The organism is Nostoc favosum CHAB5714 (assembly GCF_020829495.1).
Classification (GTDB): Bacteria; Cyanobacteriota; Cyanobacteriia; order Cyanobacteriales; family Nostocaceae; genus Nostoc; species Nostoc favosum.
Genome location: NZ_JAIVFQ010000009.1, coordinates 41,769 through 66,935 on the forward strand (window position 1 = coordinate 41,769; position 25,167 = coordinate 66,935).

Here is a 25,167-nt window from a genome sequence, read left to right on the forward strand (position 1 = left end):
GACAATAGTAGCGAAAATTATCTAAATAGATAGATTGGAAATTGGGCATTGGGCATGGGGCATTGGGCATTGGGCATTAGTTATTCTCTCTCCCCCATCTCCCTCATCTCCCTCATCTCCCCCACTCCCCACTCCCCACTCCCCACTCCCCACTTTTAACGATGTCGTTGAAATCAATTAATGATATTTTAGGCGTTCTAGAAAAGCAAGCTAAATGGCAGGAGCAACCATTTCAACGCCTCCTCAAGTGTTGGCCAGAAGTTGTTGGGTCAGTGGTTGCCGCAAATACTCGACCATTGTCGATTCAACGCGATGTTTTGTCGGTAGCAACTTCTAGTGCTGCTTGGGCGCAAAATCTGACTTTTGGTCGCACGTCTCTGCTTTTAAAGTTGAATAAAAACCTGCCAACACCTCTGGTTGATATTCGCTTCTCTACTGCTGGCTGGCAGAATCCATCTCTGGAGAGAAAACAGCAACAAACGGTTTCGCCCCATGAGCATCCCAGTTACCTTGGTGATGAGATTAACCGCCCTGATGTTACACCCGCCAAGGATGTAAATGCTGCTTTTGGGCATTGGACGAAGATCATGCGATCGCGATCGCACGGCTTACCCCTTTGTCCCCAGTGTCAATCTCCCACCCCACCCGGCGAACTCCAGCGCTGGGAAGTCTGTTCTGTCTGTGCTGCTAAACAGTTTTGAAGGAAGTCAGTCCTGACTTAAATTGAAAGCAAAATAGTTTAGCGATTATTTTTTGAGCAGAATTTATCCTCAAGTAACTTGCTGCTTCACATAAATATAGTTTTGATTCTTGAGAAAAAATATATTTTACTGCTAAAGTATGACTAACGTGGTATGTAAAGCAGACTATTTATCTGAAATTCTATGCCTTCAGCTATCCTTAAGGAGGAAGTTAAAAGGCTAGATAAATCAAAAGCTTTACTTTTAGTCTTGATCCCTAATAAGTTTTAGCCAAAATCCATAGGCAACCACTCTAAGCATTATTGAAAAATATAACAAGAATATAAAAATATCCTAAAGTTTATTTTTTCGTTGGGATCGCTGAAACCTATAGAAAATAATGGCTTTTTGGCTCTTATCTGTCTTTATATATAGAAGCAAAATATAAGGATGAAATTCAGCCAGAAACGGCACTAAAGATGAATCCAAATGAAACCCATTAAATTTTTAGCATCTGCCTGTAAATATTGCCGTCATTACCAGCCAGAGGGTCGCCGTGGCGGAACGTGCCAGCAATTGGGAGCGCCAGTTCAAGGAACTTGGAAGGCTTGCTCTTTGGCGCTTCCACCTTTTGCACCTTCTTGGGAAACCTTGGAAGATGCTTGGATTTTGCCAGATGCAGCCCCAGTTTTAACATCTTCTCATTCCTTAGCCTCAGATTTAGACAATGCTGTTGCCACTGTGGAGGAAATAGCTGCCTCTATATGTCAACAGGTAAAGACTAAAGCAGTCGTTATTTAGTCATCATTATTACTGAACTGATTTTGTAGTTTGCTTAAGATAAGATTTTTTTAAGATTTTTAGTGCTGTAAACGTTGACATCTACAAAAATCGCACCTCGATAAAGGGTACGATTTTTGCAGTTTTAAGGTAACCAAGGAAAAGAGCGGAAATCTGGTGGCCGCTTTTCGAGAAACGCTTGTTTGCCCTCAGACCCCTCTTCTGTCATGTAATAAAGTAGGGTGGCATTGCCAGCGAGTTCTTGTAAACCAGCTTGTCCATCACAATCAGCGTTGAACGCAGCTTTGAGACACCGAATTGCGATCGGACTTTTTTCTAAAATCTCCTGTGCCCATTGAATACCTTCTGCTTCTAGTTGTTCGACTGGGACGACACAATTAATTAAGCCCATTTCTAGCGCTTGTTGTGCATCATATTGACGGCAGAGAAACCAAATTTCTCTAGCTTTTTTTTGTCCGACAACGCGGGCGAGATAGCTGGCTCCAAAACCACCGTCGAAACTGCCGACTTTCGGGCCAGTCTGTCCAAAAATAGCGTTATCGGCAGCGATGGTAAGGTCGCAAATTAAGTGTAGGACATGTCCACCACCGATCGCATATCCAGCTACTAAAGCAATGACCACTTTCGGCATCGAACGAATCAGGCGTTGTAAGTCCAGCACATTCAAGCGAGGGATGCCAGTATCGTCCACATAACCCGCATGTCCCCGCACACTTTGATCGCCACCAGAACAGAAGGCATATTTACCATCAGTATGTGGGCCATAACCAGTAAATAGGACAACACCAATAGTAGTATCTTCACGAGCATTACAGAAAGCGTCGTACAGTTCAAAGACTGTTTCAGGACGGAAAGCATTGCGTTTATGGGGACGGTTGATGGTGATTTTCGCAATGCCATCAGTTTTTTGATACAGAATATCTTCGTAGGTTTTGGCAGTTTGCCAGTTAATTTGCATTGGTATGGAGTGCGCTGTTGTGCTTGAGAATTTTATCGCGGACGTAGGGACATGCGATACCTGCGGTGGGCTACGCCTACGCTAAAATTGTTGTCTCAAGCCTTTACAATCTGGTAATTGTCTGGGTGTTGAGGAATAAAAATGCGACGCGACTCCATCTTTTACAAATTATTTAAGCAATTTCCCGGTTTGCTATTTGAATTAGTAGATGAACCACCCCCAGAAGCCCAAAACTACCAGTTTGAATCAGTTGAAGTCAAAGAAACGGCTTTTCGGATTGATGGAGTATTTTTACCTCCGGCGAATGCAGTTTCCAAAACCGTCTTTTTTGCGGAAGTCCAGTTTCAGAAGGACGAAGACCTGTATCACCGCTTCTTTAGTGAGTTGTTTTTGTTTCTCTACCGCAACTCGATTCGTTACGATGACTGGTTTGGGGTCATAATTTTTGCTTCTGGCAGCCTGGAACCTTCTTCTTCTTCGATTCACCGCGCTTTGTTGTCAAGTGGTCAAGTCAAGCGGGTTTATCTGGATGAGTTGGGGGATTTGCGACAACAACCTTTGGGATTGGGTTTGATGTTGCTGACAAATGTTACTTCTGAAACCGAAGCAGTGGAAGGGGCGCGGTTTTTGCTAGAACTTGCACGGCAACAGTCGGAGCAAGCGATAATTGATTTAGTTACGACGATTATTGTCTACAAGTTTTCTAAGCTTAGTCGAGAGGAGATTCAAACAATGTTGGGACTGAATTTGGAAGAACCACGGGCTATTCGGGAAGCGAAGGAAGAAGAAGCGCGATCGCTCATCTTACGACTGTTAAACCGACGGGTGGGTGCAGTTCCTGAACAGCTTCAGCGCCAGATTCAGGTGTTGTCGCTAGAACAGTTGGAAGCTTTAGGTGATGCTTTGTTGGATTTCTCTACTCTTGCTGATTTGGAAGGATGGTTACAAGGTGAAGTAAGCGGGTAAGTTTCACCCACAGACGCAGAGAAGAAGGGCGATCGCTCTTTGTAAAATAATTATGGCTACAAATAAAGTTTCTCGTAGTGAAGAAGCATTTGCAGACACGCGGGTATATAAGCGGTGGAAGGAAAAGTGCGATCGCTCGTTCTGCGACTGTTAAAACGACTATTTGGTGAAATTGCTGAGGAACAGTTGGAAGCGTTAGCTTTGGCGTTGTTGGAATTGAGATTGCGATCGCTGGCTTGGAAGAGTGGGTACAAGCTCAATTAAAAGGGGAAATTTTACACACAGACGCTGAAGTAAAATTTAAAGTTTAATAAACAAGGCTATTTTAGCTTGCACTTAATTTTAAATGGCCTTATGATTTATTTATTGGGCAACGCCCCGGGGTTTTCGTATGAAAGCCGAAATTTTAAAGGCTCGGAATTTGTCCGAGTCTTTAGTTTTATATGTCGTCAAAACAGCTATATTTGATACCCATCTCAGGTATTTTGTCCGGCTCTAGAACGCAATCAACAAGTTTTAACTTACTTTTAAGGGACTCATAAGTTCGGTAGCTTGGGTCATAACGTCCCTTTATTATTGGATACAACACTAGATCAGCAAGCTGTATCATTGGTGATTTTTTAGTTTTATGCTGTGGTTCTCCTAACCAATTTATTTTAAATTTCTCTGCTGTTAGTCCCATATAAGCTGCTGAACTATGTCGGTCAAAATACATTCCTTGAGTTTTAAGTTCTTTCGCATATTGTAAAATTGCTCTATCCGCATCTTTCCCACTTTCTTCAAAAAAAATGCGTAGCTTGCGTTCTTTGTAAATCGCATATTTTACTGAACGTTCAGCTAAAATAGTGAAGGCAGTTTTACACATCATCCAAATATCGTTATTGTACTTGTTTTTATAACGAGCATTGTAACCTGGTAGGTGGATAGCACATGCAATGATAGTAAACGGTAAATCGAGCATCAGCATTTCTAAGTCGCTTAAAAAATCCTGAGATTTCTGTTTATTCTCTTCCTTACCTAACCAAGCAAAAGCTTTCTGTCGAGAACGAATTTTAGTAGAATGCAATGGTTCAGTAACATTCCATTTATCACAGAATACTCGATGCGTTATTATAATATTTTCTATATTCTCTTCCTGCACTAAAATTCCACCCAAAGCAAAGCAATCAATACCATCACGGCGCGGTATGGCTTCTGAATCTGGATTACGGCTACCAGAGTCATCAAAATAAAGATGAAGTTCATTTGTCATATTTAAAACAATCCTGTGAACGCGCACTATTTTAATGTACTACATAGAGTAATAAAAAATATTCAGCAAATTTAAGCTAAGGCATTTGTTGAAGCTATAACTGAGCCAGATTGATTATCATTATTAGCAAGTTAAACACTTTTGGTAGATAAGTTTTAACTTTCATTCCACAAGTATTCCATTTAATTAGTAGATTTCATCCCCTAATTCCAAAGCACCTAACGGAATATTTAAATCGTAATATCTGCGGCAAACTTCCTTAAATTATCTTGTCGCCACTTGGCATCAGCTTTGCGATTTGTCCGCAACTCTAAAACCCGAATTCCTGTAGCTGGGAGCGGGTTTAATCTCTGTTGCAACTGCTGCCAAGAAGTAATCAATTCATGCTGCACATTATAAGTAGCGCACAACTGAGCAAAATCAATATCCTGGGGAGTGCCGAAAAACTCTTCAAATGGTGGGTCAAATTTGGCAATGGGTAACATTTCAAAAATACCACCGCCATTGTTATTGATTAACACAATCGTCAAATGTCCGACAAACTTATTGCGAATTAAAAAACCATTGGTGTCATGCAACAGCGCTAAATCTCCCGTTAAGATCACACTACTTTGCTGGCGATGGGCAATTCCTAAAGCTGTGGATAATGTGCCATCAATGCCATTTGCACCCCGATTGAAATACGATCGCACTCCTAAATTATTCGGTTTCCAGAAATATTCCACATCCCGCACAGGCATACTATTGGCAATAAACAAAGGCGTTTCTGGCGGTAAAATCTGAGAAATTAACCAAGCTGCTTTACTCTCAATGATTTCATCTATCTTCCCCATCGTCTGGTCAACAGCTAACCTAACCTTCGCTTCTGCATCACACCATTGCTTTCCATAGTCTGAAGATAAAGATAAATTTATCTCCTCTGCCTTTATTTCTTCTACAGATATCCGTAAATGCGTCGTCCTCCCATGCAAAGGGTCGAGGTTTTGGTCACTGGGGTCAATTACCCAGCGTCGCGGTTGAGTTGCATCTATCCAGTTACGCAGTTCTTTACTCGTGGGCATTTCACCTACCTGAATCACCATTTCGGGCGCTAACTGCTTTGCTAGTTGCTGATTTCGCAAAATCAGGTCATAAGTGGAAATCAAATAAGGGTTGAGTTCGGCATAATTTCTGACTGGGGAGAGTCCCTCAGCTAGCACTGGCCATTTGAGAGTTTGGGAAAGGTGCGCGATCGCTCTACAATATTCCTGTGGTTGCAGCGGTTGGGCAACACCTGCGATAATAATGCCGCGATCGCATTCTTTCCATTGTTGGGGAATGGGGAACTCGGGGCCCCCTCTGGGGATTAGGGGCAATGGGGAGTGGGGAGTAGGGAATGGGGTATTGCTTGTTATTCCTGCGAAAAAGTCTTCTGGGTGGAACTGGGACTGTAAATAACTCAAGTCGGTTCCATCAGGAACAGGCGCTAAGGGATCGCTAAAGGGAATATTCAAATGTACTGGCCCCTTTGTAGGGGTTTGCGCCCTTTCCCAGCTATGAATTACCGTTTGTCGCAGATAAGCTAGCATTCCGATATCAGCAGAGGGTAAGGCTAACTCTGTTTGCCAATTTGGGTAGTTTCCATATAATCTCAATTGATCTACAGTTTGCCCAGAGTGACAATCTCGCAATTCTGGGGGTCTATCGGTGGTTAATAGCAACAATGGGACGCCACTATATGAGGCTTCAATGACTGCTGAATAAAAATTTGCTCCTGCTGTACCAGAGGTGCAAACTAGTACTACAGGGCGACTGGTTGCTTTAGCTTGTCCCAAAGCAAAAAAAGCGGCGGAACGTTCATCGAGTATGGAAATTGCTTCAATTTCAGGTGCTTGTTGAGCAAAGGCGATCGCTAAGGGTGTAGAGCGCGATCCAGGGCAAATGATAGCACAAGTCAATCCCAACCGCTTTAGCGTCTCTGTTAAAATATAAGCCCAAAGTTGATTAACATTCCTATAAGCGATCGGCATTAAATCAAACATAGCTATAAAACAATCTTAAATTTTAGATTTTGTTTAGGGGAATTCAATTTAAAATCCATCTGAGAAAGTTTGACAAATGCAAAGATGGAACCCAACACCGCCACGCGAGTTTGTGGGAAGGAAAATCTCCAAGCAAACTTGCTCCACTTTCTACAAAATGCACAATTTGCTCTCAAACATTTATGGACTGCATTCATTTAACGGGAATTCGTTGCTATGGCTACACTGGGTATCTACCAGAAGAACAGGTGCTAGGACAATGGTTTGAGGTGGATGTGAGGTTATGGTTGGATATCTCCACAGCGGCCAAGACTGACGCGATCGAAGACACTTTAGATTATCGCAGCGTCATTAGCTTGATACAACATCTGGTCAAAACGTCTAAGTTTGCTTTGGTGGAGAAATTGGTAGCAACGATCGCAGATTCTATTCTCCAAGAATGCGATCGTGTAACAAAAGTCCAAGTCACTCTCAGCAAACCTGCTGCACCTATTCCAGACTTTGGTGGCAAAATTAGCATTGAACTTACTAAAAGTAAGTCCAATCTCTAAAGCACAAAAGGTGTTTTTCTCAATATCTATAGGACTTACGCAAAAAACCTCTCAAACTCTTATTCCTCCGTGTCGCGCCAGTTGCTTCTCCCAAGGGGAGACGCTGCGCGAACAAGTCTCTTAACCGCAAGGGCGCACTGGCTTCTCTGCGTCCTCTGTGGTAGCCTGCGGCAAGCCGATGCAGCGTCTACGATTTTCCGTTCCTTATGCGTAAGTCCTGATCTATAAGCTAGCAAAAAGAGGGGGTTTACGTGGAGCGTGGAAGTATCTGACAAAGATAATTTTTCCTGCCATTGCTCCCAGCACCCGCTCGTTCGCAAAAAGCTAAAAAATTACGTGATCTCCTGATGAGCATTTAACTTGCATATTTTCAGATCATAGGATTTGTGATTAAGTTACTGGATAGGGGCGCACATCTGTGCGCCCCTACGAGCATATACGCTTATCTGTGGTTAATTATTTTTCTCTGTACTTATCTGTGCAGAAACTGCTATATAGCGTTTTCTAAGCAACTCAGGTACACCCAAATCTTGTTTAACAAGGTTAGTATAGCCGTTCCCATTCAGATGCGGTACAACATTACATCACGGGGTGTAGGGGCAAGTCTTTGCCCATTGGTGTCAACTTAACGTGAAACCCTTGCAATGACGTTATATCAAGCCTACTCAATTACTAATTATGCCCTCGCAACCCCACCCCGCTTTTGTCTAGCGACAAAATCTCCCCTCCCCGTGAACGGGGAGGGGATTAAGGGGAGCCAGTGCGGTCTTGGGGTTCACCTGCGTGGAGCATCTGGCGTGTGGGGTAAAACGCCTGTGGGATAAGCGTTTTAGCTTAAGTTGACACCTATGGGCAAAGACTTGCCCCTACGGGTGTACCTCACGTAAACGAGAACCGCTATAGCTTTGAAAACGTACCTTACTAGGTCGGAAACTTTTATAAATAGTTCTAAATAATACCATTTCACTCACCATTGAAAATTTCAAACAGTTTCAGACAGGAAGTTAGACCCCGAATAAGACAAAAATTATTTGTAGACAAAGGGGTATTAAAGTTTTTAATTCCAGATAATGATAAGTTTTTAGTAATATTATAGGGAGTGGATACTATTATATTAAATATAACACACTAGATTATTTTTACTTACATAAAAGTACTATGTTGTTATTTGATGAACTTATCTTATTGATTAATTTTTACATAAATATTATACTTAATATTTATTTTATTCAGGAAAATTATTACATATTTCTGAAAATCACTTTTTGATTGCTAGTACCGCAAGGCGGAAGTCACGCATTCAAAAGTCACGCATTCAAAAGGCTTTAAATTGGGGCTTTTTGCCTGTAATGAAACGGTAGATTTATTTTTGCCGATCTGTACTAGTAATTACATGAAAATTTATATTTTATGTTAGTAGCTTGATATTAGATATATGGGATAATCAGAATTAGCTTTGACAAGTACAGAAATTATTGGAGCTTAATAACATGATGTTATCTGATCATGACTCAGTATTTATATCAAGCAAGAAGGCAAAATAGTTAGATATTGTTTATGATAAAATAATGAATTTTAGATGAGTTGATACTCACAACAAAAATATGAACCTTAGCAAACAGGTTATTGTAATATGTTCGTTCGCAAAATCCTAGTTGTTGAGGATGAAAAAATCCTAGCCTCAAATATTAGAAAAAGTTTAGAAAAATTAGGCTATTCCGTTTCAGTAATAACTAAGTCTGGTGAAGAGGCAATAAAAAAGGTAGCAGGAACTCATCCACATTTAGTATTAATTGATGTCTGCCTAGCTGGGGAAATTGACGGTGTAAACGTAGCGGATACGCTCCAGAATCATTTCCATGTGCCTGTAGTATTTCTAATAGACGGTTCGGAATATAAAACATTACAAAAAAATCAGCTACGTGAGTCTTTTAGTTATATAGTCAACCCATTTGTTGAAAGTGATTTACATTTTACGATTGAAATGGCTCTGTACAAACATCAGAGCAAAAAGATATTATACGAAGAAAAACAGAGGTTGGCGGCAATTATTAACAGCATGGGCTGTGCAGTGATTGTGACTTATGCAAATGGTTGTATTCAAATGATGAATCCCATAGCAGAAATAATCACTGGCTGGAAGCAAAGTGAAGCATTCGAGAAAGATTTAGTAGAAGTTGTTAGCTTAGTTGACAAAGATGTAGGAGAAAAAATTGAAAATTTAGCTACATACGTAATCGAAGCAGGCGAAGTTTTAAATTTACCAGAAAACTGTATATTGATTACCAAAGATGGCAAAGAAATATCCATTGGGGATAATGTTGCACCCATCCGCGATCAAAATGGCAATATTACTGGCGCGGTTTTAGTTTTTCAAGACATCACTAAACGCAAGCAGACTGAGGCGCAACTGATGCGTAATGCGTTCTATGATGGGCTTACAGAATTACCGAATCGGGTTTTATTTTTAGATCGGCTCAGACAAACCATTGAACGTAGCAAACGCAGAAGCGATTATTATTTTGCAGTTTTATTTTTGGATTTAGATGGCTTCAAAGAGATTAACGATCGCTTTGGGCATGGAATAGGGGATGATTTTTTAGTAGCGATCGCTAGACGTTTAGAGTCGTGCTTACGCGGTGGCGATACTGTAGCACGATTTGGTGGTGATGAGTTTACTGTTCTTTTGGAGGATATTAAAGATATTACCGACGCTACCAATGTTGCCAAACGGATTCAAGACTCCTTACGATTGCCAGTTAACCTGAATGGATATCAATTATCTACTACAGCTAGCATTGGTATTACTTGGAATTTTAGTAATTATGAGGAGCCTGCAACTCTCCTGCGGGATGCTGATATTGCTATGTACCGAGCTAAAAGGCAGGGAAAAGCTACTTATGCCATATTTAGTTAACATTTTTGAGGGGTCTAAGTCCCTCGCTTCTAAATCGCGACAAGTTTTGCGGTGGGGTTAAAATCCCCAGACGCTCTCGAAGAGACGCTAAAAGCGAACGCGGACTCGAAGAGAGCAACTCTTGGAGACGCACTCGCGTTCGCTAATGCAAAACAAAATTTACGAAAGCGTTGCGGGGCGAAGCCCATTACGAATTACGAATTACGAATTATTTTAATTAGTCTTTTCTGCTGCCACTTCAATCAAATTACTCAGATTTTCTTCACCAGTATCTGAAATTTTGATTCATGGCGGTTTTGATATGGATGGAATATGCTACTCTAGCCGCTACTAAGGTGTATCCTAGAATCGAGAAGCTAAATAAGTCTGTCATGGAAAAAACCGAAAAACAGAAAATGCTCGCAGGCGAATTATATCTGGCGGATGATCCAGAATTGGCTGCCGAAAATAAGCGAGCTAGTCGTCTGTTGCGAAGGTACAATTCTACAACCGAAGAACAGCAAGAGCAACGGCAGCAAATTTTGCAAGAATTATTTGGAAAGATCGGTGACAAAGCATCAATTGTGCCACCCTTTCACTGTGACTATGGCAGTAATATTTTCGCTGGTGACAGATTGTATATGAACTATGGCTGTGTAATTTTAGACTGCAATACAGTTCATATTGGTGAAAATGTCTTGTGCGCTCCTTATGTGCAAATTTATACTGCTTATCACCCAACAGAGCCAGAAATTCGTCTTTCTGGGAGAGAATTAGCTGCCCCAATTAACATTGGTAACAATGTCTGGATTGGTGGCAGTGCAATTATTTGTCCAGGTGTAACCATTGGTGATAACACAACCATTGGTGCTGGCAGTGTAGTTGTCAAAGATATACCTGAGAATGTTGTCGCTGCTGGCAATCCCTGCCGCGTCATTCGGTATTTATCCTAGAATTCAAAATTTATATCCTCTGGCAATCCAATAGAGCCAGTCTGCGATCGCTTCTTGAGTTTCGCTGTCAACATCAATGGCTGTTATTTCAGATAACTTTGCAGAATATACATCATCATCTTTACCATTAATGTAAGCCACTTCTACAAGCATATCTTTTAAGCACTCATCATCTGGGGCCATTCCCAGCACTTCCACTGGTTTCTCCTCGGTAGAACCTGATTTGCGTCCCTTCTTAGTCCATTTAGCCATAAAGGGAAAATTCAGGGACTCTTCGAGGTAATAGTACCAACCCATGGCCCGGTCTTCTTTATCTTCAGCATCTACAATGATCTCTGTTTTAATGCGATGCTCTCGGTTTTCGTCGGCTTCAACACTAGGCATAAGATAACGCTTTACGTATAATGCATTTTGATAATATTACCAAAGTCTTGGCTAAGAATAATTTTTCTACAATATAGAAGTATATAGGACTTACGCATAAGAGATACCCCAACACCCTTAAAAAGGCGGCTTTTAGGGTTCTTTCCTTTTTAAGAGGGATCTAGATTTCAGTTTTCAGTGCGTAAGTCCCGATATATCTAAGTTATACAAAAAAACGCTTGTCATTGACAAACGGTTTTCTAGTTATTGCCCTCAAAGGGGAACTTATATCAGGTTCGCTTGATTGCTTATTAAACTCGAAGAACCCCACCCCGCCAAAGCTATGCTTTGTCTCCCCTCCCCGCTTGCGGGGAGGGGTTGGGGGTGGGGTTCTTTATGGGTAATTTGGCGGACATGATATTATTTGTTGTATTTAGATGCCAAGTTCTTTCTTAGCACTAAAGCGCGAAATATTAAACAAGTCTCAAATCAGGATAATTTGCCAGTACATCATCAGATGTCAGGGTATCATTTTCAGCTTGCGGAGTCCAAAGAACTTCAATTGCCAGAAGTTTCTCGCTGGGGATACTACCAATTTGCCGCAAAGCTTGACGCAAATCATCAGCACTGTTAATTGCTGTTGGGATGTCAAACTTGCCTAATGTCGCCGCCAGCAAGGTGACGATAATGTATTCACCAGGGCCTTCAGTAAAGAGGCGGGTGGGGTTATCGAGTTCACCAGCCGGGGGTAAAACATCTTTGGCAAGGGCTGCTCTTAACTGGTTGTTGACATTAGAAAGAGTTTCTTCGCTAAACTTGCTGCGTTCTGCCAATGACAGCCGATTAAACTGACCTTCAGCTGAATTTAAACTGGCTTGTTGAGTACCACCACCTGCATATACAAAGTATTCGGGATGGCGCAGTAAAGCTAGGCTGGCTTCTTGGAGAATTTCTGCTCTCCCCTCTGGGGTGTTAGTATCAGCAGTTTCAGCAATGTGGTTGAGTTCATTTTGCAATTCACGGGCTTGAGCTAACAAACCTACTTGCAAACGAGTCACAGAAACAGGAGAGTTACTGGTGTAATCTGCTTCTGGAGTTTCAGCGCCAGAGACGCGGCGGAAAGTTTGCAATATGAAATTTGCGATCGCAAAGAAGATTAAGATGCCAAATAGACCACCAAATCCTCCCCCAATACCCCAGAAAGGAAGTAGGAAGGGAAAGCCAAAACCACCACCAAAACCACCACCAGGATAGTATCCGCCCCCGCCAGGAGGTGCATAAGTGCGCGGTGTATAGGTGCGGCTCGAAGGTACTCTAAATGAGCCACCACCGATTCGACCCCCACTGCGGGCCGCTAATGCTCCATCGGCGTGGCTAAGAGCCAAAGTTAACACCAGTCCTAGCGCTAACAAGCTTTTTAACAGTGGTTTGATGGTTTGTTGTAGTTTTTTACGCATAATACAATCGCTTGGAAAACTGAATTATTTATGATTTCTCCCCATGCTGGTAGGAGTGTTTCAATCTGTCGCTAACGCCAGCCCGTAAAAGCTTGCTTTGTAGCATTCACGTAGCATTCACGAGTAAAGGCTACATATTTAATCTACCGCGTCTTCTGTTGGGTAGGCAGCGATCGCAGGGGGGATTTCTCGACTGGGGAACCGTACCTTAAGATATGTTCACAATTACAGAAAGTTGCGATGTCTACGACGGGCTACGCCTACGGGCAATTGTTGCTACCTTTTGGACTAGCACTTTCAGGCTACAGTCTGGAATTATACAGATGCTTTTAATTTTTAATAATTATTTTGATTAATTTTTTAACTAGTTCCGTGGGTTTAAGTCCCCCGGTTCAATAAAAATTTTGTTTTGTGTTGGGGTTAAATCCCCATTACAAAACAAAATTTACGAAAGCGTTGCGGGGCGTTCGCGTTTAGCGTCTCTAAGAGTTGCCCATTACGAATTACGAATTACGAATTATTTAATACTTCACCCTACTTACAGCAGATTGCAACAGGCGTGAGGTACAGATAATCGTAGGGGCACAACATGTTGTGCCCCTACCCGTGTACTTCATTTACCTGAAATACGCTGTATTTGATCACAAGGTGAAAGGATATTTTTAAAATATGAGTACTACTTACTACTTTTAACAACCTTAAATTTACGTGTACATCAGAGGCTAGAAAGTGCCCGTAATTCTTATCAGTAAATGTATACAGACACCAGACAGATCTCAAATACTTATCCAAATTTTTGGCATTTTGGCACAACATCCTAGAGAATTCAGGATATTATATGTGAACGTAGCTAAATGTCGTAATTTTCGCAACAGTTGTTCACTGATCAATTTGGCTACAAGTATTAGCTTTTATTTATTGTTCATCATGCACAGAAATTCTCAAGTAGTGAGAAATTTGTAGCAAAAATCAAATCAACACAATAAAAAAACAATCTTCCTGGCTAATTTTGTAAAATCGGCTTCAAATTTGTCTACCACATTCGTTTTAAAAGAAATAAAATAAGAATTAAGGCTTTGAAAATAATCCTAATAGTAAATAGATTAAAAATTATTTGAAGTAAAGTTATCAGCTTTATTATGGAACATATTTCTCAACTAACAGCCGAAATCAGAGACAAAGCTGCATACCCAGATATCCTAGTCATATCCCGGATCTTCCTGCCGAAAGAAGCTGTAATTGGGGAATATATCTACAATCGCTGTCTCCAAGATCCAGAACGAGTAATTGTGCTGGCGGCTAGTTGCTCAGGAGACAAAGTATTTGATGAAGGTCAACAGTTTCCGGTGTATCGCTGGTTTTCTCCTAGATACTGGCGTAGTGGCTTTGTGGGAAGTATCCTGAAGCCTTGGGTGAATATCGTCTGCTCATTTGTCCTAGCAATTAAACTCTATTTTCGCTATCACTACCGTTATATAGAGTGGGGCCACGGCTATGACTTTCCTTCACTGTTGCTATTGAGCTATTTTCTACCTATTCGCTTTTTTATCTATCTGCACGGCAATGATCTTCATTGTACTTTACACAATCCCGTGCTGCGATCGCTCTTTAAACTAACACTCAAACGAGCCGAAGGTATTGTTTGTAACAGTTCTTATACACGAGACTATCTCAGAACTGCTTTCCGATTAGATACTCCTACCCATGTCATTAACCCAGTAATCAGGCCAGAAAAATTTGGTAATAATGTAGCGAGTCCCAGTAGCCTTGATGATTTACGTGTTCGGGTGCGTCAAACTTACAACATTCCCGAAACAGCAATAGTTATTCTCTCCATCGGAAGGCTAGTAAAACATAAAGGTTTCGATCGAGTAATTGATAATATCCCACTATTGCTAACTTTTGGGGTCGATGTCCACTATATAATCTGCGGTCAAGGGTCAAGTGAATCGGAACTGAAATCTCTAGCGCATCGTTTGCGCGTAGATAAGCGCGTCCACTTTGCCGGATATGTGCCTGAGCGAGAATTAGCAGGTTATTATGCTGCTTGCGACATATTTGCCATGCTGACTTTATTGGATACTAAAGCTAATAATATGGAAGGTTTTGGTATGGTTTATTTAGAAGCAAGTTACTTCGGTAAGCCTGTAATTGCCCCTCGCTTAGGCGGTGTTCTAGACACAGTTCAGCATGAAGAGAATGGGATACTGGTTAATCCCAATTCTGGTTATGAAGTGTTTCAAGCTTTCAATCGGTTGTGCAAAGACCAGCAATTACGTGAGCAGCTTGGCCGCAAAGGTAAAGAATTAGCCAAGCGTAGAACCCTTCACCGATCGCTTTACAAATCAGAGGCAAAAAACGCGATTTTGTGAGGTTTTTAAATTAGGAATTATGAATTAGGTTGGGCTACGACTACGCCAAAAACTAATGTCAGTAAGAATGCTACCATGTTTATTACATTCAAGGACACACACTAAGTTTTTTATTTTCTTCGGGATGAGTTATAAAGTAATCTTTGAGGCGATCGCATCCTTGATGCAGCAGTTCATCTAATCCCCGCATACGCCACACAATTGCTGTATTGTCCTCACTGGCTGTAGCCAGCAGTTTACCATCAGGGCTAAAATCTGCGCTTCTCACAGTGCCTTGATGACCCGTAAATTCTGCCACCTGTTGTCCTGATAAATTCCACAGTCTAGTTGTGTAGTTTGCTGAAGATGTAGACAGCAGCTTACCATCCCGGCTGAAAGTTATTTGTGTGACTCTACCTTCATAAGTCTTAAATTCTTTTAACTGCTTTCCTGAATAATCCCATAACCTAACGATACCATCATCTCCAGCTGTAGCCAGTTTCTCCTCTTTGGGGCTAAAACCGACAGTGTTAACATAGCCCCTATGACCCAGCAATGGTTTAAACCGCTTGCTATTAAGATTCCACAGCAATGCCGTCCCATTTTCTCCAACTGTAGCTAGCAGCTTGCCATCTGGACTAAATCTAGTGGTCTCAACTTTACCTTTGTGCGGAAATTGTTGCAACTTGGTTCCTTTGAGATCCCACAGTTTCGCCATGCCATCATCTCCAGCAGTAACAAGCCTATCTCCTTCGTTATTAAAATTGATACTCCGTATTGCTTGAGTATGTCCCTCGAAAGGTTTCAAAGGCTTTAACGGTTTTCCGGTGCGCGTCCAGAGCTTTATTGTGCCATCTTTTCCACCTGTAACAATTAGGTCTTCTGTTTGTTTTGGGCTAAAACGCACACTGTTGACACCGCCTTGATAGGCTTGGAATGGTTTTATCAGCTTCCCTTCAAGAGTCCAAAGCCTAATGTTATCATCCTCTGAAGCTGTAACTAGTAAGTTGCCATCTGGGCTAAAACGCACACTGCTAACAGCTTTTTCATACCCCTTTAGTTTGATTAAGGGATTTTTGGGTTTGATTAATGATTTTCCTGGAACTGCCCAGAATCTTACCGTGCCATCATCTTTTCCAGCGGTGGCAAGAGTCTCTCCTTCGCCATTAAACCGGATGCTCACAACACTGCCCTGATGACCCAGAAATTCTGCTTCTAGTGTTCCCTTGAAATCCTTCCATAGCCTTACTTTGCCATCGCTACCTGATGTAGCAATCAAACCATCGTTGGGAATACGAACTGTCTCAACACCTTCCCGATGAGCCTCAAATTTTGCCAGCTCTTCTCCAGCAAGATTCCATAGCCGAACTGTACCATCATCTCCAGCAGTTGCAACTTGCTTTTTCTTGGGGTAAAACCAGACACTGTTAACACTACATTTTTTAGTATCCTTGACACTGCATTCATGACCCTTAAATGTTGCCAATTCTGCCCCCTTGATATCCCAAAGCTTTGCCAAGCCATCCTCTCCAGCCGTGGCAAATTGCTGAATATTATCAGGATTAGGATTAAGGCTTTTGATACTTCCTTGATGGGCATCTATTGTTAAAACAGGTTCTCTATTGAAACGCCACAGTTTGACTTTGCCATCATCTCCAGTTGTTGCCAGCAGGTTGCTCTTGGGAAGAAAACGAACGTTATTGACACTACATTTATCACCATTTTTTGGTCGGTCGTATTCTTTTAACTGCTGGCCATTGACACATTTATGATGCATGGATGTTATTAAAGGAGGTGACTGCTGAGTTGTTGAGACATTCCACACTTTTACCCAACCGTTACTTGCACCTGTAGCCAGTATTGTTTGATCTTCACTAAAATCGATACTTTTGATACTGTTATTGTGCAGTATGGGCTTTTTCAATTCCTTTCCCCGGAAATTTCGCCATGTAACCGTGCCATCTTCTCCACCGGCAACAATTAACTCTTCTTGTTTGTGTTTCTTAAAAAAACGGATACTGTTTACACCTTTTTGGTAAGTATTGATTTGATTTGTTTGATGAATATTATCCAGAATCTTCTGCAAAGCTAGCAGTGGACTTATGGCTGGACAGTCTTGCAAACATTGACTATTCCAAAAAGCCATCTTTTTGACCTCTTGTCCGGCTTCCATTGCTGACACTAAAGTTTCGATTTCTCCAGCGCCAGACTCAAAATTTCTTAAAGCAGTGACTCCTGAGCCTTCAACCTCAGCTGTCCATCGTAGCCAAAATGCAACCATAGCTAGGATTGAGACTATTACTAAACCACTAGTCAGCCCAAATAGAGTAAGCTTGCGGCGGCGTTCTTTTTGTTTACGATCGCGATCGCGCAATGCTAAACTCTGCTGGATGAAATCTTGCTCTGCTTGGCTCAACTCATCTTGGCGCTGCTTGAGCCAATTTTCTGCCTCCGCTAGGGGGACACCTCGCAGCAATGGCCCCTCATCTTGTCCGGCATTTTCCCACTGACGCATTCTCGATCGCAATAATTCTTGCCAAGTGCGAAAAGAGCGATCGCTCTCCATCCAACCGTGCAGTCGTCCCCATTCCCGAATCAAGGTTTCATGGACAATCTCTACTGTTTCTTTACCAGCAGTTTGATCACGTCCAGTTACCACTAGCCGCGCATCAGCCAAACGCCTCACTAAATCCCAGTTACTTTCTCCCACCTCATTTTTGGTAGCTAGTCTGCGGGTGTCTTCTGTGCCTTCCCCAGGCCGCACCAGTTGGACAAATATTTGCTGTGCTTGTTGTTGCTCCTCTGGATTGAGCCTAGCAAACTCGGCTTCTGCATGGTTCGCCAACGACTTTTCTACACCACCGATGGCTTCGTAAGCAGCATGAGTCATTTGGCGATTTTGCTGTTGTGCCCACAGTTGCGTCAAAGTAAATTCTAGTAATGGCAAATTCCCTGGTGAATCCGCCACTGCTCTGAGAATCCGCTCTGCAAGCCCCTCTTCTAACCTTACCCCTTGCTTGTTTGCAGGTCGAGCGATCGCTTGCTGCAATTCTTCTCGGTTCATCGGAGCAAGTTTTAAATCAGCATTCTGCAAAGCATCGGCGAAACGACGATCAGAAAGTGCATATCCCAGAAAGTCAGCTCGCAAGGTCAGCAAAAGGGTAAAATTCTGTACCAGTTTAGCCGCTTCTAATAATTGATTTAAAAATAGCTGGCGTTCTTTAACATCTGAGCAAGAAGTATAAAGTTCCTCCAATTGATCGACCACCAGTAACAGGCGGTTATCCTCGTTCTCTGACAAAATTCGGGATAAAAAAGTATGTGCTAGTTCTCCCTCTCGCAACGCACCAGCTAATTTTCTGGCATCAATATCTTGTTGTATCTTCGTTTCATTTGGTTCACGCAGGCGTACAATTACTACTGCTAATTCATCTACAGGATGAGTTTTTGGGCGAAAAGATTCGATGAGCCAATTGCCTTGCTGGCGTAAATGCGGAATCAAACCTGCAAACACTACGCTAGATTTACCACTACCAGACGCCCCAATTACCGCTACCAATGATTGTTTTTGGACTGTATCTACTAGTTTCTGTGTGAAAATATCCCGCCCAAAGAAAAATCTTGTATCTTCTTCCCGGAAAGGAAATAAACCGCGATAGGGACAAGAGGCAATAGCTTGCTCACGCAACACAGACCATTCACTCACCAACACTTGTGTGGGAATCATAAACCCAACTTTAGCTTCTGGTCGGTTGATGTCTACTGCTACTGCTATTCCTGCTATACCCTGAAGCTCACGATCCCATATAGGCGCACCACTGAAACCAGGCTCTAGTTTATAACCTGGTTGTTTCACATCCTCTACCTGCACCCAACCTTTAGCTGTGCGTCCACGTAAAACGCCAGTAGCCCAAACCCCATCTGGTTGTCCCGCTGGAAAACCCAATACTCCGAAAGGATGTCCCGCCCAATCATCAGATGTAATTAATGGTGCGAGTAGAACTTTATCTGGAGGAGAATGTTTTAATTCCAATCCAGCAATATCTTCTACTGCCATACTAGGATTCACAGGTAGCCAGAAAACAACCTGAGCTTGGAAGAGTTGTTTAGCTGCCACTAACGGAAAGTCCAAGGTGATTTCTGCATCTGGCATTTGGGCAGTTGTTCTAGAAAGTCCCAAGGCATCAGCTACCACATGGGCGCAGGTGAGGATGTACTTTTGGGAAACTAAGAAACCAGCACCAATTACTTTGCCACCGTTAGAGTAAATCCTGACAATAGATAACTCAAGGGGTGCTGCCATTTTGTGAATCTCTTTTCCACTTCAGGGTGATTTCATAGTTGACTTCACTATTACCTGAAGCTACAACCGCCCCAAGTTGAGCGCTAATCTTGATGCCAAACTTGACTTCCACTTCATCTGCCGGCTGTTTGATGCTGCCTATTTTGGTAATAATCGCATTAGCTATCGGCTTGACGGTTTCTAGGGCTGACTCGAAAGTTTGTGTAGCTTTATCAACCACTTGGTCTCGCAAACCGATGCGATCGTCGGTCTGTGCTGCTTCGTCTACTTCAACAAGAATGGATTCGCCACTTTCAAGAGGAAATTCTACTATGCGTTTCACAACAAACTTATAAAATTGGGTATAAATACGTAAAATTCAATTTACATTGATTGTAGAAGGTTTTCTATTACTTGAAGTTCCCAGATAATGCGACTTTTAGAATCTAACGATAATTTTGCAGATCCAAATACGTTGATCAGAAATATGCCGAAAACCCTTGAGGTTGAAACAGATTAAAACTGGCTCAAATCAACTAACCACCGCCAACAATAGTTACTACTTCTAAGCGATCGCCTGGTTGCACTTTTGTTTGCGGCCAAAACTGGCGATGTAAAATTTCGCCGTTATACTCCACAGCCACCAAGCGGGGGTTAAAACCCAACCGTTGGAGCAAGTCGGGTAAAGAAGTTTGAAACGAACAGCTATGGGTTTCCCCATTTACCTGAACCGTAATTTCATTAGACATAAATAATGTGGGGAATGGGAGATTGGGAATTGATTGTTTACTTTGGACTAATGACTAATGACTAATGACTAATGACAAATGACTAATGACTCTTTCAAAGTTCTGGTTTAATGCGATTAAGTTGGGAGAGCAAATATTGCGTCACTAGAGTAGGTTGTTCGGCTTGCATGAGCGATCGCACCACCGCTACACGTTCGGCTCCGGCATCGATCACATCATTGATATTATTGGCATCTATTCCTCCAATGGCAAACCAGGGAATTGAGCAATTTTTCGCAGCATAGCTGACATATTCTAGCCCTGTTGCTGCTTTACCTACTTTTGTGGGAGTTTCATAAACTGGCCCCACGCCAATATAATCTACACCTTCAGCAATTGCTCCTTGCATTTCTTCTTTATTTGTGGTAGAAAGACCTATCAGACGCTGCGAACCTACTAATTGCCGAGCAACAGCAATGGGCATATCTTGTTGTCCCAAATGCACCCCATCTGCATCCACAGCTAAAGCTAGATCCACGCGATCGTTAACAATGAATAAAGCACCGTAGATATGGCATAAGTGCTGGAGTTTTCTTGCTTGTTCCAGACGCAAAGAATCATCGGCGGTTTTGTCGCGGTATTGTAAAAGCGTTAATCCTCCTTTGAGTGCAGCTTCGACGTTGTTCAACAAAGTTTCATGTGGGGAAGTAACAAGATACAGACGCGATCGCCACAATAATTGATGGCGCTGATGACCCATTAAACTACTTTCTAGGGTATAAACCTGATAGCGCATCTGCTTGCAAGCTTTAGCCATAGTTGGGTGATAAAGCTTGCCGTATTCTTCCAAAACCCGCAATGCTTCTTCTATACGGCAAAAATTAGCTTGCAACACCGATTTGATACTAGCTCGTTGTTCTTCTTGAGGATGGGTTAACTCAGTCCCAGGATCGCCTGGTGTATCTCGCGCCGCCCGCAATTCCGGGGTATGCCACTTGGCTACATCTTGTCGCAACCGCTTGCATTCAAGAGCCAACTGGGCATTATTCAACCCAAAGCGACACCATTCCTCGATAATTCGCAAGCCCTCACGAGCACGATCTAAATTCGCGTCTAAAATGCGGTAGACAACTTGCTGGATTTGCTCTTTTTGGCTGTATGGCTCGACCATTACAACAACCCCATTAGTGCTTTCATCGGAATGTGAATTATCATATGTCCTAGTAACCATAAGTTAATTAATTTGCTTTTTTTTACTCAATTTTTGCAGAATATACGCAAAATAACGTAGTAGTGAGGGTTACGGGAAATTATCCCATTTTCCTATAGGCAGTGATCAGGGTAGTTTGAGGCTACAGTTTCGCACTAAGGTTAGTCAAGTATTTTAGGGTAAACGACAAGCTTACAAAGGACTAGCCAGAGCGGATACACTGGAAAATCCACAATGGGCAAATTAAATTTGAGACTGCATGGATACTATTTCGAGAGCATTTATACAGTAAATCTTAACTTTGAAATAGAGCGCTTTCTCGCCCAAAATATCATCCAAGCCGATTATTAAAGCTCACAATATATATCGCCTCACTGATGGTCAACAAATTTTAGAGTGAGTAATATTATCGACATAATACTCTTAGAGAGTATAAGAATTTCTTGTTACTTCGAGGAGTTGTGTTAAATATGATTCACCATCGTGTGTTTCCTAAGTACCATAGGGTAGATGTTATGCTTGCAAAGCTGAAGTTTATCAAATCAGCAAGGCTTTTATTTTTTATTTTTTCAGTATTATTTTTTACTGTAAACATGGGAGCGGCAAGTATGGCGTTCCTGGGTAGCGCGTTAGCGGAGCTCGCCGAAGGCGTTGCCTCTCGTAGAGAAGGCATCGCTCAGATGCCATCGACACCAGATTGGGCGCCTCTGGTTGAGAAAACAAATTCTCAGGTTAACGTCCTGTTTGTCAACCCAAATAGTGGAGATGACAGTGCAGGCAATGGCAGCGAATCCACTCCTGTGAAAACGATTACCCAAGCGTTGCGATTAGCTAATGCTAATACTGTAATTATGCTCTCCACGGGCACTTATAGCGCCGAGACAGGAGAGATATTCCCTTTAATCATGAAACCAGGTGTTTCAATTCAAGGCAATCCTAGCAATCAAGGTAAGGACATTGTAATTCAGGGAGGTGGTGATTACCTGAGCCGGAGCTTTGCCGGTCAAAATGTCACAATTGTTGGAGCAAATCAAACCTTGCTCACTGGGGTGACGGTGACGAACCCAAACCGCCGTGGTTACGGTTTATGGATTGAATCTAGCAATCCGGTAATCGCGGAAAATACCTTTACTGGCAGTACCCAAGATGGAATTTCCGTAAGTGGTAATGCTGCACCCACCATTAGTAAGAATTATTTTGATCGCAATGGAGCTAATGGCATCACAATTGCCGGGAACTCCAGTCCCCAAGTGAAAGAAAATGTCTTTCACGAAACGGGTTTTGGCATCAATATTGCCCAAAATGCTGCTCCTATAGTCATAGGGAATCAAATTCAAAACAATAGATCGGGAATTGTGGTGCAAGCAAATGCCCGCCCGATTTTGCGGAATAATGTTATTCAAGATAATAAAGAAGATGGTTTAGTTGCGATCGCTCAAGCAATGCCAGATTTAGGCAACGCATCCGAACCTGGGGGTAATCAATTTCAAAATAATGCCCGCTACGACATTAACGCCAGCGCTGCTAAACAGGTAATTTCTGCTGCTGGTAACAACCTTGTGAGCGATCGCATCACTGGCAAGGTAGATATAAATGGTACAACAGCACTTGCAACACAAAATTCTCAACCTGCTCCTGTCCCCAACAATGTATTACGAGAAATACCAGCAAATGGGGAAATCACCTTCTCGGCTCCCGAAATCTCTGAAACTACTAATGGGCAAACCAGCAACAGCATTTCAGCAAATAATCCTGTTTCTGGGCAATTAAACAGTCAACTGCTGCCATTGTTGCCAGCCAATGTGCCGCTTTCCACGCCTATATCCAATCAACAGCAACCCACCTCTAAAGTTGCCGATTTTCCTACTCCTAGCAGCTTGTCGGCTAGACAAATACCAACCAACACTTCAAGAGTTGCAACTCCCAGTGCAGCACAGCCACCTGATACACCACAGTTGAATTATGTGCGGATTGAGCCTAATACGATAGAGTTTACTGCTCCTGAGTACCCATCCAATTCAGTAGCACAGCCACCAGATCCAAGTATGACGGAGCAAACACAGCAGCCATTACCAATACAAGAAACTGCTACTTTAGGTGCTTCTGCACTTTTACCACTTCCCGATCGCAATATCCCTATTAATAATACTCGCAATATGCAAACAAGTTCTGCAAGTATTCCAGATGGCGGTAACTCTGCAAGACAATTAGGTGTACGTTATCGCGTAGTAGTTCCACTCTTCACTGATAAAGATCAAGATTTAGTGCGATTCCTTGCTCCTGGTGCGTTTCCCACAGTTTGGCAAGGTCAAAGAGTTATGCAAGCAGGAGTATTTAGCAATGAATATAACGCTAAAGAAATGCTAAAAACACTCTCTAGCAACGGTTTAAGAGCCATTATGGAGCCGTTGAATTAATTGGGCATTGGACATAGGGCAAAAGGGGTGGAGGGGAAAGACTTACATCATTGGTGTCAACTTAACCTAAAAGCCATGTCCCGCAAGGAACTAAAGTTCCTTGCTAATAGCTCAAGTCATCTAAAGATGACTGAAATATACCCAATAATCTTTAGTCTACTTCAGTAGACTTTAGCTAAAAGCCAAAGAACTTTAGTTCCAGGCGGGTGAGTCAAGCCTTCAGTTAAGCTACTTTTTGCTTAAGTTGACACCGATGGACTTACATCCCCTCCAGTCTTTTTCCTCAATTTTGAATTTTGATGTAAGGGAACTCCAAAAAATAAATTATCCAATTTCTGGACTTCACTACGACTTTCCCTCCCCCAGCTAAGAGCTCCCTGCCTCTATAGCGATGGTATATTTTTTTATTTGGAAGTCCCTAAGGGCGATCGCTCTTTAACGGCTAAAGTAAACTCAAGACAGAAATACCACAAATCCAAGAATTGCCCCCATGAGCGTTCAAATCGAATTTCAGGTTACCGCTCCACCGTTTCGTTGGGATGAAGCTGGAGGTATTCGCATCGGTCAAAGCCGCGTTACTCTCGATAGCTTGCTAGCAACATACCATAACGGCTCTACACCTGAAGAAATTGCTGTTCAGTATCCCGTTCTCTGTTTAGGGGAGATATACGCAGCGATCGCATACTATCTCACCCATCGCCAAGAAATCGACAATTACCTAGAGCAGCGTTGCAAAAAAGCTCAACAACAGCGAAATCAATTTGTCCAGCAGTATAATTTAGCTAATCTTAGGCAGCGCTTGCGCGATCGCTATCAGCCCCAAGGAGAATTCTAGCCAGTGCGTCTATTGACTGATGAGAACTTCAATGGCTCGATATTGCGGGGCTTGATAAGACGTTTACCTGGATTGGATATTGTTCGTGTCCAAGATGTAGGTCTAATCCATACTGATGATTCCACTATCTTAGAGTGGGCAGCCAATGAAGAACGCATCTTGCTTACCCATGATATAGCAACGATTACTGTCCATGCTTATGAGCGAATCAACAAAGGTTTGTCTATGCCTGGAGTTGTTGAAGTTATTGCAACGGCTCCGATCGGACAGGTCATTGACGACTTATATTTATTCGTTTGTTGCAGTAAGTTTGGTGAATATGAAGGTCAGATCCTTTTCATTCCCTTTTCTTGATTGTAATGGCGATCGCGGGTCAAAATGAAATCAATCGACTTGAGAGAGCGATCGCTTTCCTACTGTGGGGAGGCATCGCTCTTTTAGTCAAG

At 42.3% G+C, this 25,167-nt stretch carries 20 protein-coding genes; 11 read left to right on the plus strand and 9 right to left on the minus strand.

Features of this window, described 5'->3' with window-relative positions; all coding sequences use genetic code 11:
- Positions 1 to 161 precede the first annotated feature (161 nt).
- Together LC586_RS09065 and LC586_RS09070 are read left to right on the plus strand one after the other, a co-directional pair.
- The gene (locus tag LC586_RS09065) at positions 162 to 701 is read left to right on the plus strand and encodes a DciA family protein (protein ID WP_229484237.1); all 540 of its coding nucleotides are present in this window, start codon (positions 162 to 164) and stop codon (positions 699 to 701) included.
- A 468-nt stretch (positions 702 to 1,169) separates the two neighbouring features.
- Positions 1,170 to 1,481, plus strand: coding sequence for a hypothetical protein (locus LC586_RS09070; RefSeq protein WP_229484238.1), 312 nt, complete (start codon positions 1,170 to 1,172; stop codon positions 1,479 to 1,481).
- Positions 1,482 to 1,605: 124 nt separating this feature from the next.
- On the opposite strand, the gene menB is transcribed toward LC586_RS09070, so the two are convergent.
- Positions 1,606 to 2,439 carry a 1,4-dihydroxy-2-naphthoyl-CoA synthase gene (gene menB, locus LC586_RS09075; RefSeq protein WP_109011247.1) on the minus strand — a complete coding sequence of 278 codons (834 nt, stop codon included), beginning with the start codon at positions 2,437 to 2,439 and terminating at the stop codon, positions 1,606 to 1,608.
- 141 nt (positions 2,440 to 2,580) lie between these two features.
- On the opposite strand from menB, the gene LC586_RS09080 reads away from it, so the two are divergent.
- Positions 2,581 to 3,405 carry a DUF2887 domain-containing protein gene (locus LC586_RS09080; protein WP_229484239.1) on the plus strand — a complete coding sequence of 275 codons (825 nt, stop codon included), beginning with the start codon at positions 2,581 to 2,583 and terminating at the stop codon, positions 3,403 to 3,405.
- A 114-nt stretch (positions 3,406 to 3,519) separates the two neighbouring features.
- Entirely contained in the window at positions 3,520 to 3,669 is a 150-nt protein-coding gene (locus tag LC586_RS09085; protein WP_229484240.1) for a hypothetical protein, read from the plus strand.
- 175 nt (positions 3,670 to 3,844) lie between these two features.
- On the opposite strand, the gene LC586_RS09090 is transcribed toward LC586_RS09085, so the two are convergent.
- Positions 3,845 to 4,657: a DUF3800 domain-containing protein gene (locus LC586_RS09090; RefSeq protein WP_229484241.1), complete on the minus strand. Its 813-nt coding sequence runs from the start codon at positions 4,655 to 4,657 to the stop codon at positions 3,845 to 3,847.
- Positions 4,658 to 4,887: 230 nt separating this feature from the next.
- Entirely contained in the window at positions 4,888 to 6,678 is a 1,791-nt protein-coding gene (menD, locus tag LC586_RS09095) for a 2-succinyl-5-enolpyruvyl-6-hydroxy-3-cyclohexene-1-carboxylic-acid synthase (RefSeq protein ID WP_229484242.1), read from the minus strand.
- A 182-nt stretch (positions 6,679 to 6,860) separates the two neighbouring features.
- Between menD and folB the strand changes: the two genes are divergently transcribed.
- The 3 genes from folB (at position 6,861) to LC586_RS09110 (ending at position 11,078) form a co-directional block, all read left to right on the plus strand.
- Complete coding sequence (gene folB / locus LC586_RS09100) at positions 6,861 to 7,229, plus strand: dihydroneopterin aldolase (RefSeq protein WP_229484243.1); 369 nt, start codon at positions 6,861 to 6,863, stop codon at positions 7,227 to 7,229.
- Between the two features lie 1,633 nt (positions 7,230 to 8,862).
- Positions 8,863 to 10,146: a diguanylate cyclase domain-containing protein gene (locus tag LC586_RS09105; protein ID WP_229484244.1), complete on the plus strand. Its 1,284-nt coding sequence runs from the start codon at positions 8,863 to 8,865 to the stop codon at positions 10,144 to 10,146.
- A 371-nt stretch (positions 10,147 to 10,517) separates the two neighbouring features.
- Positions 10,518 to 11,078: a sugar O-acetyltransferase gene (locus LC586_RS09110; protein WP_229484324.1), complete on the plus strand. Its 561-nt coding sequence runs from the start codon at positions 10,518 to 10,520 to the stop codon at positions 11,076 to 11,078.
- A 3-nt stretch (positions 11,079 to 11,081) separates the two neighbouring features.
- Here LC586_RS09110 and LC586_RS09115 read toward each other — a convergent pair whose 3' ends face one another.
- The gene (locus LC586_RS09115; RefSeq protein WP_229484245.1) at positions 11,082 to 11,462 is read right to left on the minus strand and encodes a calcium-binding protein; all 381 of its coding nucleotides are present in this window, start codon (positions 11,460 to 11,462) and stop codon (positions 11,082 to 11,084) included.
- Positions 11,463 to 11,914: 452 nt separating this feature from the next.
- Entirely contained in the window at positions 11,915 to 12,898 is a 984-nt protein-coding gene (locus tag LC586_RS09120) for a DUF1517 domain-containing protein (protein ID WP_229484246.1), read from the minus strand.
- 1,139 nt (positions 12,899 to 14,037) lie between these two features.
- Here LC586_RS09120 and LC586_RS09125 point away from each other — a divergent pair.
- Entirely contained in the window at positions 14,038 to 15,270 is a 1,233-nt protein-coding gene (locus LC586_RS09125; protein WP_229484247.1) for a glycosyltransferase family 4 protein, read from the plus strand.
- 88 nt (positions 15,271 to 15,358) lie between these two features.
- Here the strand turns inward: LC586_RS09125 and LC586_RS09130 are convergent, their stop codons facing one another.
- The 4 genes from LC586_RS09130 to LC586_RS09145 form a co-directional block, all read right to left on the minus strand.
- Complete coding sequence (locus tag LC586_RS09130) at positions 15,359 to 19,552, minus strand: nSTAND1 domain-containing NTPase (RefSeq protein ID WP_229484248.1); 4,194 nt, start codon at positions 19,550 to 19,552, stop codon at positions 15,359 to 15,361.
- Positions 19,536 to 19,874, minus strand: coding sequence for a CU044_2847 family protein (locus LC586_RS09135; protein WP_229484249.1), 339 nt, complete (start codon positions 19,872 to 19,874; stop codon positions 19,536 to 19,538). The genes LC586_RS09130 and LC586_RS09135 overlap by 17 nt, the downstream gene beginning before the upstream one ends.
- A gap of 193 nt (positions 19,875 to 20,067) precedes the next feature.
- Positions 20,068 to 20,280: a sulfur carrier protein ThiS gene (gene thiS / locus LC586_RS09140; RefSeq protein ID WP_229484250.1), complete on the minus strand. Its 213-nt coding sequence runs from the start codon at positions 20,278 to 20,280 to the stop codon at positions 20,068 to 20,070.
- Between the two features lie 94 nt (positions 20,281 to 20,374).
- Positions 20,375 to 21,490, minus strand: a complete 1,116-nt coding sequence (locus tag LC586_RS09145; protein ID WP_229484251.1) for a thiamine phosphate synthase — start codon at positions 21,488 to 21,490, stop codon at positions 20,375 to 20,377.
- Between the two features lie 494 nt (positions 21,491 to 21,984).
- Here LC586_RS09145 and LC586_RS09150 point away from each other — a divergent pair, with 494 nt between their 5' ends.
- From LC586_RS09150 to LC586_RS09160, 3 genes are all read left to right on the plus strand, one after another.
- Positions 21,985 to 23,886, plus strand: a complete 1,902-nt coding sequence (locus LC586_RS09150) for a DUF1565 domain-containing protein (RefSeq protein WP_229484252.1) — start codon at positions 21,985 to 21,987, stop codon at positions 23,884 to 23,886.
- Between the two features lie 490 nt (positions 23,887 to 24,376).
- The gene (locus tag LC586_RS09155; protein WP_229484253.1) at positions 24,377 to 24,721 is read left to right on the plus strand and encodes a DUF433 domain-containing protein; all 345 of its coding nucleotides are present in this window, start codon (positions 24,377 to 24,379) and stop codon (positions 24,719 to 24,721) included.
- Between the two features lie 3 nt (positions 24,722 to 24,724).
- Positions 24,725 to 25,075, plus strand: a complete 351-nt coding sequence (locus tag LC586_RS09160; protein WP_229484254.1) for a DUF5615 family PIN-like protein — start codon at positions 24,725 to 24,727, stop codon at positions 25,073 to 25,075.
- The last annotated feature ends 92 nt before the right edge of the window (positions 25,076 to 25,167 follow it).